Annotated in this window: 18 protein-coding genes; 9 read left to right on the top strand and 9 right to left on the bottom strand. The window is 39.6% G+C overall.

Going from position 1 to position 16,438, the window contains the following annotated elements; translation table 11 throughout:
- Positions 1 to 215: 215 nt before the first annotated feature.
- The 3 genes from OC25_RS23615 to fucP form a co-directional block, all read right to left on the bottom strand.
- The gene (locus OC25_RS23615) at positions 216 to 998 is read right to left on the bottom strand and encodes an L-fucose dehydrogenase (protein ID WP_039481698.1); all 783 of its coding nucleotides are present in this window, start codon (positions 996 to 998) and stop codon (positions 216 to 218) included.
- Between the two features lie 192 nt (positions 999 to 1,190).
- Entirely contained in the window at positions 1,191 to 2,828 is a 1,638-nt protein-coding gene (locus tag OC25_RS23610; RefSeq protein ID WP_039481695.1) for a UxaA family hydrolase, read from the bottom strand.
- A gap of 33 nt (positions 2,829 to 2,861) precedes the next feature.
- Complete coding sequence (gene fucP / locus OC25_RS23605) at positions 2,862 to 4,172, bottom strand: L-fucose:H+ symporter permease (protein ID WP_052266417.1); 1,311 nt, start codon at positions 4,170 to 4,172, stop codon at positions 2,862 to 2,864.
- Positions 4,173 to 4,530: 358 nt separating this feature from the next.
- Here fucP and OC25_RS23600 point away from each other — a divergent pair, with 358 nt between their 5' ends.
- Together OC25_RS23600 and OC25_RS23595 are read left to right on the top strand one after the other, a co-directional pair.
- Positions 4,531 to 5,400: an AraC family transcriptional regulator gene (locus OC25_RS23600; RefSeq protein ID WP_039481693.1), complete on the top strand. Its 870-nt coding sequence runs from the start codon at positions 4,531 to 4,533 to the stop codon at positions 5,398 to 5,400.
- Positions 5,401 to 5,580: 180 nt separating this feature from the next.
- Positions 5,581 to 5,793: a hypothetical protein gene (locus OC25_RS23595; RefSeq protein ID WP_039481689.1), complete on the top strand. Its 213-nt coding sequence runs from the start codon at positions 5,581 to 5,583 to the stop codon at positions 5,791 to 5,793.
- A gap of 379 nt (positions 5,794 to 6,172) precedes the next feature.
- Here the strand turns inward: OC25_RS23595 and OC25_RS23590 are convergent, their stop codons facing one another.
- Positions 6,173 to 7,132, bottom strand: coding sequence for a GlxA family transcriptional regulator (locus OC25_RS23590; protein WP_039481724.1), 960 nt, complete (start codon positions 7,130 to 7,132; stop codon positions 6,173 to 6,175).
- Positions 7,133 to 7,267: 135 nt separating this feature from the next.
- Between OC25_RS23590 and OC25_RS23585 the strand changes: the two genes are divergently transcribed.
- From OC25_RS23585 to OC25_RS23555, 7 genes are all read left to right on the top strand, one after another.
- Positions 7,268 to 7,762, top strand: a complete 495-nt coding sequence (locus OC25_RS23585) for a DinB family protein (RefSeq protein ID WP_039481686.1) — start codon at positions 7,268 to 7,270, stop codon at positions 7,760 to 7,762.
- Between the two features lies 1 nt (position 7,763).
- The gene (locus OC25_RS23580) at positions 7,764 to 8,279 is read left to right on the top strand and encodes a DinB family protein (protein ID WP_039481684.1); all 516 of its coding nucleotides are present in this window, start codon (positions 7,764 to 7,766) and stop codon (positions 8,277 to 8,279) included.
- A 4-nt stretch (positions 8,280 to 8,283) separates the two neighbouring features.
- Entirely contained in the window at positions 8,284 to 8,703 is a 420-nt protein-coding gene (locus tag OC25_RS23575) for a hypothetical protein (RefSeq protein WP_039481682.1), read from the top strand.
- A gap of 60 nt (positions 8,704 to 8,763) precedes the next feature.
- Complete coding sequence (locus tag OC25_RS23570) at positions 8,764 to 9,186, top strand: VOC family protein (protein ID WP_039481681.1); 423 nt, start codon at positions 8,764 to 8,766, stop codon at positions 9,184 to 9,186.
- A gap of 240 nt (positions 9,187 to 9,426) precedes the next feature.
- Positions 9,427 to 9,804: a DoxX family membrane protein gene (locus tag OC25_RS23565; protein ID WP_039481679.1), complete on the top strand. Its 378-nt coding sequence runs from the start codon at positions 9,427 to 9,429 to the stop codon at positions 9,802 to 9,804.
- A 99-nt stretch (positions 9,805 to 9,903) separates the two neighbouring features.
- Positions 9,904 to 10,335 carry a DUF2147 domain-containing protein gene (locus OC25_RS23560; protein ID WP_039481677.1) on the top strand — a complete coding sequence of 144 codons (432 nt, stop codon included), beginning with the start codon at positions 9,904 to 9,906 and terminating at the stop codon, positions 10,333 to 10,335.
- A 7-nt stretch (positions 10,336 to 10,342) separates the two neighbouring features.
- Complete coding sequence (locus OC25_RS23555; protein WP_039481674.1) at positions 10,343 to 11,356, top strand: WD40/YVTN/BNR-like repeat-containing protein; 1,014 nt, start codon at positions 10,343 to 10,345, stop codon at positions 11,354 to 11,356.
- 214 nt (positions 11,357 to 11,570) lie between these two features.
- Here the strand turns inward: OC25_RS23555 and OC25_RS23550 are convergent, their stop codons facing one another.
- From OC25_RS23550 to OC25_RS27115, 5 genes are all read right to left on the bottom strand, one after another.
- Positions 11,571 to 11,873, bottom strand: coding sequence for a GIY-YIG nuclease family protein (locus OC25_RS23550; protein WP_039481673.1), 303 nt, complete (start codon positions 11,871 to 11,873; stop codon positions 11,571 to 11,573).
- A 200-nt stretch (positions 11,874 to 12,073) separates the two neighbouring features.
- Positions 12,074 to 12,925 carry a dienelactone hydrolase family protein gene (locus OC25_RS23545; RefSeq protein WP_039481671.1) on the bottom strand — a complete coding sequence of 284 codons (852 nt, stop codon included), beginning with the start codon at positions 12,923 to 12,925 and terminating at the stop codon, positions 12,074 to 12,076.
- Positions 12,926 to 12,987: 62 nt separating this feature from the next.
- Positions 12,988 to 13,992 carry a phosphotransferase enzyme family protein gene (locus OC25_RS23540; protein WP_039481668.1) on the bottom strand — a complete coding sequence of 335 codons (1,005 nt, stop codon included), beginning with the start codon at positions 13,990 to 13,992 and terminating at the stop codon, positions 12,988 to 12,990.
- Between the two features lie 33 nt (positions 13,993 to 14,025).
- The gene (locus OC25_RS23535; protein WP_039481666.1) at positions 14,026 to 14,748 is read right to left on the bottom strand and encodes a LytR/AlgR family response regulator transcription factor; all 723 of its coding nucleotides are present in this window, start codon (positions 14,746 to 14,748) and stop codon (positions 14,026 to 14,028) included.
- Complete coding sequence (locus OC25_RS27115; protein WP_052266416.1) at positions 14,745 to 16,229, bottom strand: sensor histidine kinase; 1,485 nt, start codon at positions 16,227 to 16,229, stop codon at positions 14,745 to 14,747. The genes OC25_RS23535 and OC25_RS27115 overlap by 4 nt, the downstream gene beginning before the upstream one ends.
- Between the last annotated feature and the right edge of the window lie 209 nt (positions 16,230 to 16,438).

Raw genomic sequence — 16,438 nt, 5'->3', positions numbered from 1 at the left:
TCGTCATTGCGAGAAGGCTTTTTCAGCCGACGAAGCAATCTTAATGCGGTCGCTGTAAACCTATAGTTGTAAGATTGCTTCGTCGTTCCTCCTCGCAATGACGAATTTCTTTTGGGATCCGTTATTGATGACAAATCCGAGATGACGTTCCCAAACAAAAAAGGATTACCCATTATCCAGGTAATCCTTTTCATTATCTCATTCCATCTATTCTTTTACAACAGCGCCCGGTCTAAATGCACATAGCCACCATCAACATGTATCAGCTGGCCAGTGGTATGGCTAGATTTATCTGACAATAAAAACACAGCGGTATTGGCAATCTCCTCAACAGTGGTCATCCGGTTTTCGAAAGGGATTTTATCAGTAATGCTCTTCAGTTTTTCTTCCGGCTGATCGAAAGAGCTGATCCATTTTTGGTAGAGTGGGGTCCAGGCCTCGGCCACAATAATGGCGTTAACGCGGATACCATAAGGCAGCAGTTCTACTGCCCACTCGCGGGTTAGTGCATTACGCGCACCATTAGCTGCAGCATAACCCGATGTACCACCCTGACCGGTTTCGGCCGTTTTGCTGCCAATGTTTAAAATCGATCCTTTGTTTTTTTTAAGCTCAGGTAAAACGTGCTGTGCCAATAAATAATAATGTACTACGTTTTTGTGCAGCGATTCCATAAAGCCTTCGTAAGTGCCACTTTCAAGACCTACACCATCATTAACCCCGGCATTGTTAACCAAGCCATCAATACGGTTGTATTTAGCTAATATGGCATCGATAATGTTTTTGCAACTTTGGGGCGAAGTAAGTTCGGCGGTAAAATAGTCGCCACTCAAGCCAAGGTCTTTAATTTCCTGCAACATGTGCTGGTTATCGGCTTCGTTACGACCAATGATGATTGGAAAGGCGTTTTCGATTGCCAAAGCTTTAACAATTGCTGCGCCAATACCTTTTGCACCACCACTTACCAGAACTATTTTTCCTTTTAAATTTAAATCCATTTTTGGAATATTTTTATTTTTTTAATTTAACCACAGGGGATGGAGTGTAAGTTTATAACTAAGTATAAATGCATTAAGATTCCCGCCTGCGCGGGAATGACGATTTAACTATGGAAGGTTAAGCTCCCAGATCATCCATTTTACATCTAACCTGAAACATTATCCATCTTACCTCATTCCATTTTCCATTATTTACAAGCTAACGCCTCTTTTCCATGGAATAAAATCGTCCTGGTTAAGTTGTACAGCCTTTGGTATTTCAAGCCCACTGGCTACTTTAATGCAATATTCTAAAATATCTTCGCCCATTTCGTTAATGGTTTTTTCGCCGCTGATAACAGGTCCGGTATCAATATCTATAATATCGCTCATGCGTTTAGCCAAAACAGCATTGGTAGCCACTTTAATGGTTGGGCAAACCGGATTACCCGTAGGGGTACCCAATCCTGTAGTAAATAAGATCAATGTGGCACCGGCTGCTGCCTTACCTGTGGTGGCTTCTACATCGTTACCTGGGGTACAAACCAAACTTAAGCCTGCTTTGGTTGCCGGTTCGGTATAATCGAGCACATCTACCACCGGCGAAGCACCAGCTTTACGCGCGGCTCCGGCCGATTTAATGGCATCAGTAATCAAGCCATCTTTAATATTTCCGGGCGAAGGGTTCATGTAAAAACCAGAGCCTACTTTATGTGCCAGGTCATCGTATTCTGTCATTAAACGGATAAACTTCTCGGCAGTAGGGCGATCTACCGATCTGTCGATCATTTCCTGCTCTACACCACAAAGCTCAGGGAACTCGGCCAACAATACTTTAGCGCCAAGTGCTACCAGTAAATCGGCGCAATAACCCACAGCCGGGTTGGCCGAAATACCACTGAAACCATCGCTGCCGCCACATTTTACGCCCACGCACAATTTGCTTAAAGGTGCGGCTTCGCGCTCATGTTTATTGATGAACATCAAGCCTTCAAAGGTATTTCTGATGGCATCCTGAATCAGCTGTTCTTCACTTTGTGTTTTCTGTTGTTCAAAAATCAGTAAGGGCTTGTCAAAATTTGGGTCAAGCGCTAACAAATCGCGCTTAAAATCGGCTACCTGTAAATGCTGACAACCCAAACTTAAAACGGTAATGCCAGCCACATTCGGGTGATTGGCATAAGCTGCCAATAATTTGCTTAAAGTATCAGAATCCTGTCTGGTGCCGCCACAGCCACCATTGTGCGTCAGGAATTTAATGCCGTCAACATTTTTAAAGGTACGGGTAGTTCGGTCGGCTTTAGGCTCAAAGCTGATATTGTGGATATTCTCGCCGTTTTCGAAAGCCTGAACGAGCTTATGGGTGTACGATTTGTATTTATCGCCCACGGCATAACCCAGTTCGCTGTACAGCGATTCGCGGATGATATCTAAATTGCGGTTTTCGCAAAATACTGTTGGGATAAACAACCAGTAGTTTGCGGTACCTACTGTACCGTTTTTGCGGTGATAGCCATAAAACTTGCGGTCGGCATATTTTTGTACATCAGGTGCTTCCCATTTATAAGCTACATCACGATAAGCAAAAGGTTCGGCAGCATGTTTGGTGTTTTCTACATTCATGCGCATGCCGGCCTTAACATCGAACTGCACTTTGCCTACCAAAACACCATACATCATAACTTCATCACCTGCATGCATATCCTGCATAAAAAACTTATGTTTTGCCGGAATTTCTTCCTGCGTAACATAGGTATTTCCTTCATGTGCTATTGTAGTACCTTCAGGTAAATCCTGCAAGGCAACTAACACGTTATCGGCATGGTTAATTTTGATGACTAATTTTTTCATCTATAAATTGTATTTATTATTTTTTTTATTCTGTTAAGCGGTTAAAGCCACTTCTTTTTCAACGTGATTGGGTTTCCATCCTCTCCAACCGAAATAAAAGACCACTAAAAAGCAAACAAATGGTACAATGTAGCCGTATTGGATATTGTGTGTGGCATCTGAAATTAATCCGAGTACCGGAGGCAAAAATGCGCCACCAACAATCGACATTACAATAAGTGAAGAGCCCAGTTTGGTGTCTTTACCTAAGCCGGCAATACCCAATGAGAAGATGGTTGGAAACATAATCGACATGAAGAAGGCAACCCCAATTAGGGCGTAAACGGTAATCATACCCGTTGCAAAAATAGAGACAAGGGTTAATACAGCGCTGATTAAGGCATAAAGCATTAACAGTTTATGTGGAGCCACAAATTTCATGAAAAAAGTGCCGGCAAACCTGCCCAGCATAAACGCAAGGCCTGCTGCACCAGAATACCATGCGGCTTGCTCCTGGGTGAGCCCGGCAGATGAGGTGATGAAACTGATAAACAAGCTTAACACACAAACCTGGGCACCTACATAAAAAAACTGCCCGATAACTGCCCAGCGCAAATGACTGTGACCCAATACGTGGCCGAAAGTGCTTTTTTCATCAACATGTTCTTCTTCTTTAATGTCAGGTAGTTTGGTGAAAATAAAGAGAATAGCTACCACAATAATGAGGATGCCTAAAATTAAATAGGGAGCCTTTACAGTCGATGCTTCCTGTAATACATAAGCTTGTTTGGCTGCCGGTAGCATTTTAGCCAGCTGCTCATCGGTATAGGTCGATTCGGTAAAAATCAGCTTGCCACCTACAATAGGGGCTAAAAAAGCGGCTAAACCATTAAAAGATTGCGAGAAATTTAAACGCTGCGTAGCCGTTTCAGGAGGGCCCAATACGGTAACATAAGGGTTTGCGGCAGTTTCTAAAAAAGTTAATCCGCAGGCAATAATAAAAAGCGCCCCCAGAAAAAAGACATATTTGGCTGTATTGGCCGCCGGGATAAACAATAAGCAACCAATAGCAAATAATATCAGCCCTAAAATAATACCACTTTTATAGCCGTATTTCCGCATAATGTAACCTGCCGGCAGTGCCAGCAAAAAGTAGGCGATAAAAACCGACGAATCGACCAGTGTGGATTCGAAAACGCTGAGCTGAAAAGCTTTGCGCAGGTGCGGAATCAATACCGGATCGAGATTGTGCACAAAGCCCCAGAAAAAGAAGAGGCTGGTGACTAAAATTAGCGGGAAAAGATATCCTTTGCCGCTCTTTGCCGCATCGGATGTGGTGAAATTCGTTGTTGTGCTGTGGCTCATATTTGGTTTTATATTGGTTATCTGGTTTGAACTGAAATAAAGATAGTTAAACTTCTTGCTCAGTGCGTGCTAAAATGCGTTCCATGCAACAAGTTTGATTACTGGAAAATGGATAGCTAAGCCTGTTTTTTCCAGTTGTAATAAGATAGCAAAGGCTACTTTGGGGTACAGCTGGTCGGTATAGCAAGGAATTAATAATTCCACCTTCATAGGTATGTTTGTTGAGTTGAAACTTTACAAATTAAGTCCTAAAGCGTTAATAAAAATTTAACTTTATCATCCAATTATTAAATGATATTGGCTAAAATTTATACATTGCGAAATATTACTGCATATTAGATTGATTTTTTAAGATTCTATGAAACCGCATTTACTTAATGTATCTACTAATTCGGTAGATTCTTTTAGTGCCCGAAGGGATATTATGCCAGACGTAAACAACCTGTGGCATTATCATGCTGCCTTAGAGTTAATTTATATTAAAAAGGGGCGGGGAACACAATTTATTGGCGACAGCATTAAAAATTTTAATGATGGCGATGTTGTTTTGCTGGGCAGTAACCTGCCACATTACTGGCGCTTTGACCCGGAGTTTTTCGAAACTACCGATGGAGAGCCGGTTGATGTATATGCCGTGCATTTTAAAGAAGAATTTTTAGGTAAAGATTTTCTTAACCTTCCCGAGAACCAGGAAATAAAACGAATTTTTGCCCAGGCCAAGCAGGGCATTAAACTGGAAGGGGCGGCTAAAGATAAAATTGCGACTTTAATGCCCCAGATTATCGAAGCCACGGGTACCATGCGGATCATCAGGCTACTGGAGGTACTTACCGTAATTGCCAATTGCAGCGAAAAGAATATATTGGTTTCGCTTGGTTTTAAACCAAACTTTTTAGAAAACGAAAAAGACCGGATCCAATCTATTTACAATTATACCATCAGCAACTACAAAAAGAAAATTGAGCTGAAAGAAATTGCAGCTGTAGCCAAGATTAGCCCGAATTCTTTTTGTAAATTCTTTAAAACCAAAAGCAGGAAAACCTATACCCAGTTCCTTAACGAAATCAGGGTGGGGCAGGCCTGTAAATTGCTGATCGAAAATGATTTAACGGTAAAGGAAATCTGCTACGATTGTGGTTTTTACAATTTTACCAGTTTTCATAAATATTTCAGGGAAATTACGGGAAAATCGCCACTAAAATACCAGCAGGCTTTTTCTAAACAGTAAATTTCAAAATTAAATTTTGTTTAAAGTTAACACAGATAAATGTGTTTTACTTGTAATTACACGAAATTAAACGACAAGAATTAAGATTTCAGGTTTTTTAGCATTAAATCATTTTAATCCTAAACTTATTTTTGATTTCTTGGTTTATAGATTAATTTTGTTCTTCTAACTGAATATTTTATGAGTAATAATTCTAATCCGAAACCGATTAAAAAGGATAATAGGATAGATAATGATCATCATAATCTTGATGAGCCTTATATCCCAGGTTCAAAACACAAATTTGAAGGATGGCCTATTTTGTGGATTTTGATTGCTATATTTTTAATTGCAACAGTTTTATGGTATACAGGAGCTACCCCTTACTTAATTAAGTGGATAGCAAATAAATAAATATTTATTGATAACAATGAAGGCAGAATGTTTGCAATTAAATACCTGATCTATTTTAGGTATTAATGAGAGGTTAATTTGACGACTAAAAGTAAAGGAATTGATTAAAATTTTTCATCATCGCTGGGAATCTGTTCAGCGGAGAAATAGCAATAAAACATTAATCCAAAGGAAATAATATAAAATGCGGCAGTAATTAAAAGGAATGTGCTCATATCAATTGTTGTTTGGTTATTGTAATAATAATATTAAGTTATCTTAAATTTTGCAGCATTTCGCATTTGTTTGAAAAAAAATATCAACATAATTAATGGTTGTGTTGAAAACTATTTAATTAGTTTTTTTTCGGTATTAATCTTTTCTATAGGAATATAAAAATTTACCTAGTTTGAAACTTTTCCCTGTATTGCGTAGGCGTCATACCAACCGATTTTCTGAACACTTTTCTAAAAGCTTTAGGATCGTTATAGCCTGAATTATAAATCACCTCGGTCATTTGCTGTGCCGTTTGCTCGAGCAATTTTTTGGCCGCTTCTATGCGTGTTTGTTGCAGGTATTCGATAGGGGTAATGCCAATTACCTGTTTAAACCGGCGCACAATGTTTCTTCTGCTTGATGGAATATCTTTGATCATTTCCTCGATGGTGGCCACGTCCTGGTAATTGTTTTCTATTTTCTCCTGTGCCGAAGCTACAATATCGTCGTTATGGTGACGTATAGGCTGAAATGTACTGAAATACAATTGATTTACCCGATCCATATCGATAGCAAAAATTTTGGCTACTTTAATGGCCATTTCTTTTCCGCAATGAATTTGTAACAGGTGCAACAACAGGTGGAAGGTAGAAGTTGCCCCGCCACTGGTAAACAGTTTACCATCTTGCGTTACCGTTTTATCGGCCTTTAAATGTACCAGTGGAAACGCAGCGGCGAATGCTGTGCAGGCATCAATATGGGTGGTAGCCGCTTTGCCGTTAAGTAAACCCGATGCTGCCAGCAAAAATGCGCCTGTGCAAAATGTGGCAATTTCGGCACCTGCATGGTGCTGTGCATTTAACCAGGGCAGAAAATGTTTGTTTGCTGCAATGCTGGCCCCAATATCGCTGGTAGCAAAAGATGGAATTAAAATCAGATCCAGTATTGGTGTATCATGTATTGAAGTTGATGGATGCTCGCTAAAGTTGTAATTTTTGTCATCCAGTGTAATTAAACGAATGGCAAAAGGTGTTTCAATATTATCGTTTCTATAAAAGCCATTTACAGTATCAAAAACATCCAAAATGGCAGCTATACTCAGTAATCTGAAGTTTTTGGGTATTAATACACCAACTTGTATCATCTGGTTAAATTTAGGTTCTGCGTACAAGATATAAAAAAATGTCTGAAATGCCCCTCAATATTGACTTTTACGGCAAGGGTCGGTGCTTAAATAAAGCCCTAACTTTATGTTCATAATCAACCTAATTACAATAACATGAAAACAAAACCTATTAGCAGCAGAATGTATGGCCTGATGGTGTTGTACGAAATGCAAACCGATTTTTTATTAAGGGCTTTAGAAGGGATTGATGAAAAAGATGCTCAAAAGAGATTAGATACGAAGGCTAACCACCTGGCCTGGATAACCGGTAGTGTGGTAGATGGCCGTTATTTTCTGGCTAAATCGTTCGGTATTGATTTGAAATCAGCCACTGGCGAACTCTTTGCCGATCATAAAGGGATTATTGATGATGCAGTTTATCCGGCTTTGGCCGATTTTAAGACAGACTGGAAACAAATTTCGCCCTTGTTACAGGATGCTCTGGCCCAGGCTACGGATGAAAAGCTTGATGAAAAATTCGAAATGCCCGGTATGGAAATAACACTTTATGAAATGATTAGTTTTAATACCTACCGCGAAGCCAATTGTATCGGACAAATTGCTTTATGGCGAAGGCTGTTAAATTATCCGGGAATGAACTACATGTAATATGGAAAAGGTATTTAAAGAAGCAGAAGGAACTTTATCTGCATTGGAAAATCTGTTTTCAAATTTTAGTGCAAAACAAGTTAATGAAGTACCTTTTGCTGGCAGCTGGACTGCTGGGCAACTGGCCAGTCACCTGATTATGGCCAATGGTGGTTTTGTAGAGGTAATTAACGGGCCAACTACCGAAACCAATAAGCCTGCTGATATTATGGTAGAAAGCATAAAAAACGATTTTTTGAATTTCAATGTCAAATTTGATTCTCCGGAATTTATTTACCCCGAAAATAAAGAATACGACAGAGCCGAATTACTGGCCAAACTAAAGCAGATCCGTAATCATGTTGCTGAGGTGATTACAACGCTCGATCTCACTAAGACCTGCACAGCGTTTGAGCTGCCCGTTTATGGCTTTTTAACCCGTTTAGAAGCTGTTTATTTTATTATTTATCATACTCAGCGGCACACCCGGCAGTTAAAAAATATTTATAGTAAGTTAGATACTGCCGATTTTAACTAAATTTATGAGAAATAAAAAGCTTGATCTGTTAAATCCATATATTGGTAAATGGCAAACCGAAGGACTGACCAAAAGCGGGGAGGTAATTAGCGGTACCGATTGTTATGAATGGGTGGATGGTGGTTTCTTTTTAACGCATAAAGTGGATGTGAAGTTTAACGGGAAAGAAATCAGATCGTTAGAAATTACGCATTACGATGATATGGATGATGTTTTCAGATCTCAATCTTTTGGTAATGATGGGATTATTTCGATAGCTACCCTGAAAATAATCGACGATATCATTCTTATATTCGGCGATAACGAAAGGTTTAAAGGTAATTTTAAAACCAATACCATTGAGGGGCAGTGGGAACGCTTTGATGGTAAATGCTGGGCATCCTGGATGGACATTACACTTACCAAGTTTAAGGCTGAACAATAACATTAAATAATAAACCAAATCATAATTAAACTTCCCGGGAGGGATTAACAACAACAAAACATGGCATCAATTAACACGTATTTAAATTTTAATGGTAACACCGAAGAAGCATTTAACTTTTATAAATCTGTTTTCGGTGGAGAGTTTGCAGTAGTGCAACGCTTTAAAGATTCGCCCGGATGCGAGGGAATGGCTGTAGGCGATCAGGAAAAAATAATGCATATCGCATTGCCAATTGGAGGTAACGTGCTTATGGGTACTGATGTTACCGATCCGATGCCGGCATCTACTTTTGGTACTGGTATTTCCATTTCAGTTGATGCAGCAACCGAAGAAGAAGCACATCAGCTTTTTAGCGGCCTTTCAGCCGGTGGTACCGTAACCCTTGAACTACAAAAAATGTTCTGGGGTGCACTTTTTGGCATGGCCACCGATAAGTTCGGAATTCAGTGGATGGTAAACCACGATTACGGGCAGAAATAGGTTTTAAAGTTGGTTAATGGTTTATAGTCGATGGTCTGTAGCCATTAACCCTTCTTTACCGCTTTGTTATTCTACCGGCGACATGGTGCTGCAGGAGGATCCAGCAATTAACTATCAGCCTTTACCTATATACCAATTAAAATATTCAGGATATTGATTATAGCTATTGACTATTAGCTATTAACCATCAACCTAATAGCTTTTATTATTTTTAAATAAAGAAACTAAAATTAAATCACTATGAAAATTGCAGTTATTGTTGTACGCGTGCTTCTAGCCGCCATGTATTTATTCGCTTCGGTAAGTTATTTCCTTCATCTGATGCCTAAAGCACCTGAAATGACTCCGGCACAAACTACCTTTATGAGTGGCCTGATGGCTTCGGTGTATCTTTTTCCGCTACTTAAAGTTACCGAACTGATTGGAGGTTTACTCTTGCTTATCGGAAGAACAGCGCCTTTGGCAGCGATCATTATCTTTCCGGTTACCTTGAACATTTTCCTCTATCACGCATTTCTGGGACCTAAAGATTTGCCGATGGTTGGTGTAATGTTACTCTTTAATCTTTTCTTGTTTTATGCCTATCGTCAAAAATATTTGCCGATTGTTGCTAAGTAAATTTCAAGGCTTGTAAAACTTTCTTATACTTTTTAGCTTTATTTAGTAGTGCCTGTAAGGTCAAATGATTATCTTTAACACACTAACTATAAATAAAAGATGAGAAAGTTACCATTTTTAATGCTGCTGTTTTTAGCAGTTTCATTTTCTGCTCTTGCGCAAAATAAAGATGCAATTTTGGGCAAATGGCTTAATCCGTCAGGAGAGGGACAGATAGAGATTTATAAAAAAGGAGATAAATACTTTGGCAAACTGGCCTGGATGAAGGAGCCCAACCTAAACGGTAAACCGAAATTAGATGCCAAGAACCCGGATGAAAACCTGCAAAAACGTGCCTTGTTAAACCTCGAAATCTTAAAAGATTTTGTTTACGATGGTAGTAAATGGACAGATGGTACCATCTACGATCCGAAAAGCGGAAAAACATACAGCTGTAACTTAAGCTTAAAAAGTACCGATGTGTTAAACGTTAGAGGCTATGTGGGTATTTCACTTTTAGGTCGCTCTGAAACATTTAGAAGGGTTAAATAATTTATACATGAAGAAAATTTTATGGTGCCTGCTAATGGCACCTTTTTTTTGCGCTGCACAATCGTATTCGATAAAACCATTGAACGAAAGTGCCAAAACGAGTTTGAGGGGTTTAAGTGTGGTTTCTGATCAGGTAATTTGGGTAAGCGGAAGCAATGGTTCGGTAGGTAAAACTACAGATGGTGGCGCAACCTGGAAATGGTTAAAACCCAAAGGGTACGAAAAGATCGATTTCAGGGATATTGAAGCTTTTGATGACCGGCAGGCCATTATCGTTGGCATTGCATCGCCGGCCTATATTTTAAAAACGGTTGACGGCGGCGAAACCTGGACCGAAAATTATAAGAATGTAGATTCGGCCATATTTTTAGATGGTTTGGGCTTTTGGGATAAAAGTAAAGGTATCATTTTCGGCGATCCCATTAACGATAAAATGCCTTTGCTCAAAACAACTGATGCCGGGAAAACCTGGCAGGATGTTTCAGCGAATTTAAAACTTCCTTTGGCAAAGGGTGAGGCTGGTTTTGCTGCTAGTGGTACAACGATTAAAACCCTGCTGGGCGGCAAAACCTGGGTAGCTACAGGTGGAACGGTTTCCAATATTTATTTTTCGCCAGATTATGGACAAAGCTGGCAAGTTTTTAAATGCCCGATTTTACAGGGCGAAAACAGCACCGGACCTTTTTCAATTGATTTTTTTAACGAAAAAACAGGTGTAGTAGTTGGTGGTAATTATTTAAAAGATAAAGAAAATTCAAATAATGTGTTGCTGACCAGCGACGGTGGCAAAACCTGGCAAAAGCCTGCAGCACCTGTATTAGGTTTCCGGTCGGCGGTAACTTATATCAATGCCAAAACCTTAATTGCAACCGGCACCTCAGGAACAGATATTTCTACTGATGGTGGTCAAAACTGGAAACACATTTCGGATAAAAGTTTTAATGCAGTGCAAAAAGCCAAAAAAGGCAAAAGCGTAATTTTAGCCGGAGAAAAAGGATCGGTTTATCAACTGGTGCTTTAATTAGATTTCTCGACTCCGCTGCGCTCTGCTCGAAATGACGGGTACGGAATGGGCGGGTGCTCAAGATAGAAGATCGTCATTTCGACCGTAGTGGAGAAATCTTTTCAAGATAGGTTTAATGGCGCTTACTACTTGCTAGTTAGATTTCTCGACTCCGCTGTGCTCCGCTCGAAATGACGGATATTGTTTTGCGTATTTAAATGATGATTAGCTATTAGTCCCATTCGTTAATAATGTCTGTAAGGTCATTCCAGTTTGGATTGAAATCATTGATTAAAGTTTCCTTTTTCCTTCGATTCCACTTTTTTAATTGCTTTTCACGATCAATTGCTTCTTCTATTGAAGAAAAAACTTCGTAATAAATACAGTGTGTTAAATTGTATTTTGCACTGAAGGATTTAGGATAAATTTTGTTTTGATGCTCATAGATGCGGCTCCTTAAATCGGAGGTAACCCCAATATATAAGGTAGTTTTTTGAAAATTGGTAAGGATATAAATGCAGCCACCTCGTTCCATGTTGATGAATATAGAGAAAAAACGTCAATTCAATCATAAGAAGGTCTTCATTTCTACGAGTGGGTCGTCATTTCGACCGTAGTGCCTGCCCGTACAGACGGGGAGAAATCTTTTCGAGTTAGATTTCTCGGCTCCGCTGCGTTCCACTCGAAATGACGGAGACTGAAGAAGTTGAGCTAGATATTACGCCCAGTAAGGTACTATCCCAACTTCTGTTTAAACAACTCCATTGTGCGTTGCCAGGCCAGTTTAGCAGCAGCCTCATTATATCGTGTAGGTGAGGTGTTGTTATTAAAAGCATGGTTTACCCCATCGTAGATGTAAAGTTTATAATCAATTTTATTGTCTTTTAAAGCCTGCTCATATGCGGGGATACCGGCATTAATCCGTTCATCCAAACCTCCGTAATGGAGCATTACACTTGCTTTAATTTTGGCAACATCGGCAGCATTGGGTTGGGCACCATAATAAGCAACAGCAGCCTGTAGTTTAGGATCGTTAACAGCCAGTTTGTTGGCCATACCGCCTCCCCAGCAAAAGCCCATACAACCCACCTTACCGTTACCATCTTTGCTGTGGCGTAAATATTCAAGGCCTTTTAAATAGTTTTGCAGGTTTTTTTCTGCATCCAGTTTCCCGATGAGTTCACGTCCTTTGTCTTCATCAGCTGGTGTTCCACCAAAGGGCGAAAGTGCATCTACACCCAAAGCAAGAAAACCTTCGGCAGCTACCCGTTTGGTTACATCAATAATGTGCGGATTTAAGCCCCTGTTTTCGTGAATAACCAATACACATCCCAGTTTCTTTTTACCTTTCGGTTTAGCCAAAACGGCTTTCATTTCGCCATCTACGCCAGGGTAAGTAATATTTTCGACCTCAATATCATCACTGGTAAAACCAGCAGCGGCCACATAATTATTTTCTAGCATGGGTAAAATGGTCGCCGCTAAAGCAGTACTGCCGGCTAGAATGGCTAGCTTTTTCATGAAATCTTTGCGGTTGATCTGGCTGTGGGTGTACGCATCGTACAGGTTGATTATTTTCTGATCCATGATATTGATTTTGAATAACTATACAAGATAAACAAGCCTGAAGGAATTTAAGCAAGCCTTGCCTAAAAGTTACAATAAAGTTCTTCCCATTTTTTGATTAGTGCAACACGATGTTTTACATATCGGGGTGTTAAAAAAATGTTCGACCAATCGTCGTAATTATCGTAAAAGAATTTTAAAAAGAAAATGTGGAAACAAATGCCCAGATAGGGGATAGCTGCCAATTCATCTTTGCTTAAGGGCATGATTTCCTGATAAGCTTTTAAAAAGACTTCAAAATCTTTTTCAGCCTGCTCTTTGGTGGTGAGCTGATTCATCTGGTGAAAAAAATAATGGTTCAGGAACGACATCAGGTCATTAATAAGGAAACCTTCGCCCGCAAAATCGAAATCAAAGAAGGTAATATTGCCCTTTTCATCAAAATGAAAGTTTTTTGGGAAGAAATCGTAATGACAGTAGCCGCTACTAAAGTTAGCCGTATCAAATGTTTCGAACTTTTTAATCACTTTATCTGCCACTTTATTCAGGTATTCATATTCTTCAGGCATGGTTTCAAAATGTAGCGCCAAAACCCGAAGAGGTTCAAATAAAGTAGTTTCGAAGTTAAATACTGGTCGTGGATTTTTGAGTTTGATTACCGAAGTAGTTTGGTGCAGTTTGGCTATATCTTTACCCAATTGTAGCAGTTGTTCATTTTCCAGCTCGTGGATAACCATTCCTTCGGCAAAAGAGAATAAAACACCATTTCTGAGGCCTTCAATGGCATTAAGCTGCTGGATTTGCTTGCCCTCATAGTCGGTAATGGGATAAGATACCCGGTTGCCGTTGGCTTTCAGTATATTGAGCAGTTCAACTTCAGCTTCAATTTCATTTCTTTTGCGGTGTGCATCGCGGTAAATTTTAAAAATGTATTTCTGGCTTTCATTCTCCATAATATAGGTGTCGCTTACATTTCTGATCAGCAGGCGGCAGGTTGTAGACTCATCCAGCTGATAGGCTTCAATTAAATAATCTTTTAAAGCAACAGCAGATAATGTGGAGTATTGGGCAGGGAAAAAGTTATGCATGAGATCGGTTTGATGAACTCAAATATAAACATTTCAGAGCTGGAGCAATTGCCTGATCAAGGGTTTATAATTTTTGCCTATCGGCACCTGCTGCTGGCTTTTGAGTATAATAGAATTGCCTTCAAAATAATCGACCTCTTTCTTGTTAACGATAAACGATTTATGGATGCGTGCGAACATTTGGGCAGGCAACTCATCTTCAAAACTACCTAAGGTGCGTGGGGTGAGCAGAAAGCCATTCGCTTTCCAGACTTTTACATAATTTCCCAGGCTTTCTAAAAATTGTATTTCATCCAGCTGCAGTAAAATGTGCTTTTTATCTACTTTGATTGAAATTTGGGCATTTCGCTGTTGTGCTGTGTCGATTGTTTCAATTGGCGAGCCTGATTGCTTTTTTAATTGCTGAAAGGTTAAAGCCCGGTTAACGGCCATTAAAAAACGCTCTAATTTGAAAGGCTTTAGCAGGTAATCGCAAACGGCAAGATCGAAACTCGCCAGGGCATATTCTTCGTAAGCTGAGGTAATGATAACCTGTGGTTTGTGTTGTAACGCACGTAAAAAATCAAGGCCGTTTAATTTAGGCATCCTGATGTCGAGAAAAATTAAATCTACTTCCTGTTTGCTTAAAAAATCAAGTGCTTCCGTAGCCCGGTAACAATGTGCGGCGATTTCGATAAAGGGAATGTCTTTGGCATAGGCCACAATCACTTCGTGCGCAAGGGGTTCATCATCTACAATCAGGCAACGTAAGCTCATGCGAAACGGATTTTTAGGGTTGCCTTAAAGATATTGCCAATCGTGCTAATATCCAAAGTATGTTGACCAGGATAAAGCAATTCGAGTCTTTTTCGTAGGTTATCGATCCCAATGCCGCTATCGGGACTTATTTCGTCTGGATCAAATGAGTTTTCAGCCTGGAAAGTTAATTCACGTTCAGTACTGATTAAGGAGAGTTTCAGGCTGGCGGCCCCATCGGCCGGTTCAATACCATGTTTAAAAGCATTTTCAATAAACACAATAAACAAAAGCGGCGCAATTTCAATCTGATCGTTACTAACCTGCTTTTCAAATTTGAAATGGAGTGTTTTACGCAGCCTGATTTGTTGTAACTGGATGTAATCGCTAATATAATCCAGCTCCTGTACCAGTTTAACAGTTTTTTCTTTCCCCTTGTAAATGGTATAGCGCATCAGCTCAGATAACTGTAAAATGCTTTCGGGGGTTTTATCCGATTTTTGCAGGCTGAGTGCATACAGGTTATTCAATGTATTAAAAAAGAAATGCGGATTGAGCTGTTGTTTCAATAAATCGAGTTCATTTTGCGATTTTTCTTTTTCTAAAGAAAGGATAATGTTGTTCTGTTTGCCCCATTGCAAGGCCAATACCACGGGTAAACTAAAAAGCATAATGGCAAACGCACCAAAGGCATTTTCGAGCTCGAAAGGATTGGCTTCGAATATACTCCTTCCAAATACAGTATTTATGGGTAACGAAATGAGGAGTTGTGCGAGTAAAGGATAAAGCAGTGCAACAGTAGCCGAAACGCTTAACAAGTAGATCAACAGTCCTTTTTCTTTAAGTATTTTCGAAACCAGTAATCTGCTGTTGATCAGGAAAAGTACGTAGCCGCACAGGTACATGATCAGGAATTGAAAAAAGAAGACCAGAAATGTTCCAAAATTGTGGAACAGTATCTTGATGTTAAACTCGAAACCAACCAAACGAAAGCCATTTCTTTGGTAAATCGGGTTGTCTAAACTCGATACGGCCATTACTGAAATGGTTGCCGCAATTAAGATGATTGTAATGAGTACAGCGTTCTCCAACCCAATTTTTTTGATCCACTTAATGTGTTGCACCTTTTTTTGATAGTACTGGTTAACAATGAGCAAAAGCTCAAGCGCTAATGCAGACATTGCAGTAGTAAGCTTATCCGATAGATCGAGTGGTTCGGTTTGAAACTGAGCGGCTATTAGCGTAAAAATGGGTAGCAGTATTAAAAAGGAACAGCACCAGTAAAGTATATACTTTTTGTTGGGCAATGTTTCTTTCCAAATGGGTTTAAAAAATGCAAAAAGCAATACCGGTAAAAGGCAAAAAACTAAGGTTAAAATGCCGGTGACATAAGTAAGCCAGACATTTGTACTTTGATTATAACAGTTGCATATCGCTACCCAAAGCAAAAGTCCCGTAAAGATGAAAAAGTCCTGGTATTGATAGTTTTTGGCGTTGGGCATAGGGTAAGATAGGTAAAAGCCTGTTAAAATTAGAAAAGCTATCCTAAGCGCTAAAATATTAATGACGAAAGGCTCGTTTTTGATGACGAAAGGAGGGGGAGACCTCAAAATACACCTCAGGGTCAGGTTATTTTACTTTCATCATCACTTTCACTGCCTTCATCACTTAAATATGGAAAACAATTTTCCTGAGCCTAATTTGCAGCCAT

Origin of the sequence: Pedobacter kyungheensis (genome assembly GCF_000812965.1) — a bacterium.
GTDB classification, from domain to species: Bacteria; Bacteroidota; Bacteroidia; order Sphingobacteriales; family Sphingobacteriaceae; genus Pedobacter; species Pedobacter kyungheensis.
This window is presented reverse-complemented; position numbering and strand designations above follow the sequence as displayed.

What these genes read in the sequence shown, in the direction of transcription:
- OC25_RS23610 (WP_039481695.1), bottom strand. Translation starts at nt 2,828, where the DNA reads ATGAAAAAATTAGTCATCAAAATTAACCATGCCGATAACGTGTTAGTT.
- OC25_RS23535 (WP_039481666.1), bottom strand. Translation starts at nt 14,748, where the DNA reads ATGAGCTTACGTTGCCTGATTGTAGATGATGAACCCCTTGCGCACGAA.
- OC25_RS23550 (WP_039481673.1), bottom strand. Translation starts at nt 11,873, where the DNA reads ATGGAACGAGGTGGCTGCATTTATATCCTTACCAATTTTCAAAAAACT.
- OC25_RS23595 (WP_039481689.1), top strand. Translation starts at nt 5,581, where the DNA reads ATGAGTAATAATTCTAATCCGAAACCGATTAAAAAGGATAATAGGATA.
- OC25_RS23540 (WP_039481668.1), bottom strand. Translation starts at nt 13,992, where the DNA reads ATGCATAACTTTTTCCCTGCCCAATACTCCACATTATCTGCTGTTGCT.
- OC25_RS23555 (WP_039481674.1), top strand. Translation starts at nt 10,343, where the DNA reads ATGAAGAAAATTTTATGGTGCCTGCTAATGGCACCTTTTTTTTGCGCT.
- OC25_RS23575 (WP_039481682.1), top strand. Translation starts at nt 8,284, where the DNA reads ATGAGAAATAAAAAGCTTGATCTGTTAAATCCATATATTGGTAAATGG.
- OC25_RS27115 (WP_052266416.1), bottom strand. Translation starts at nt 16,229, where the DNA reads ATGCCCAACGCCAAAAACTATCAATACCAGGACTTTTTCATCTTTACG.
- fucP (WP_052266417.1), bottom strand. Translation starts at nt 4,172, where the DNA reads ATGAGCCACAGCACAACAACGAATTTCACCACATCCGATGCGGCAAAG.
- OC25_RS23590 (WP_039481724.1), bottom strand. Translation starts at nt 7,132, where the DNA reads ATGATACAAGTTGGTGTATTAATACCCAAAAACTTCAGATTACTGAGT.
- OC25_RS23570 (WP_039481681.1), top strand. Translation starts at nt 8,764, where the DNA reads ATGGCATCAATTAACACGTATTTAAATTTTAATGGTAACACCGAAGAA.
- OC25_RS23615 (WP_039481698.1), bottom strand. Translation starts at nt 998, where the DNA reads ATGGATTTAAATTTAAAAGGAAAAATAGTTCTGGTAAGTGGTGGTGCA.
- OC25_RS23600 (WP_039481693.1), top strand. Translation starts at nt 4,531, where the DNA reads ATGAAACCGCATTTACTTAATGTATCTACTAATTCGGTAGATTCTTTT.
- OC25_RS23580 (WP_039481684.1), top strand. Translation starts at nt 7,764, where the DNA reads ATGGAAAAGGTATTTAAAGAAGCAGAAGGAACTTTATCTGCATTGGAA.
- OC25_RS23565 (WP_039481679.1), top strand. Translation starts at nt 9,427, where the DNA reads ATGAAAATTGCAGTTATTGTTGTACGCGTGCTTCTAGCCGCCATGTAT.
- OC25_RS23585 (WP_039481686.1), top strand. Translation starts at nt 7,268, where the DNA reads ATGAAAACAAAACCTATTAGCAGCAGAATGTATGGCCTGATGGTGTTG.
- OC25_RS23545 (WP_039481671.1), bottom strand. Translation starts at nt 12,925, where the DNA reads ATGGATCAGAAAATAATCAACCTGTACGATGCGTACACCCACAGCCAG.
- OC25_RS23560 (WP_039481677.1), top strand. Translation starts at nt 9,904, where the DNA reads ATGAGAAAGTTACCATTTTTAATGCTGCTGTTTTTAGCAGTTTCATTT.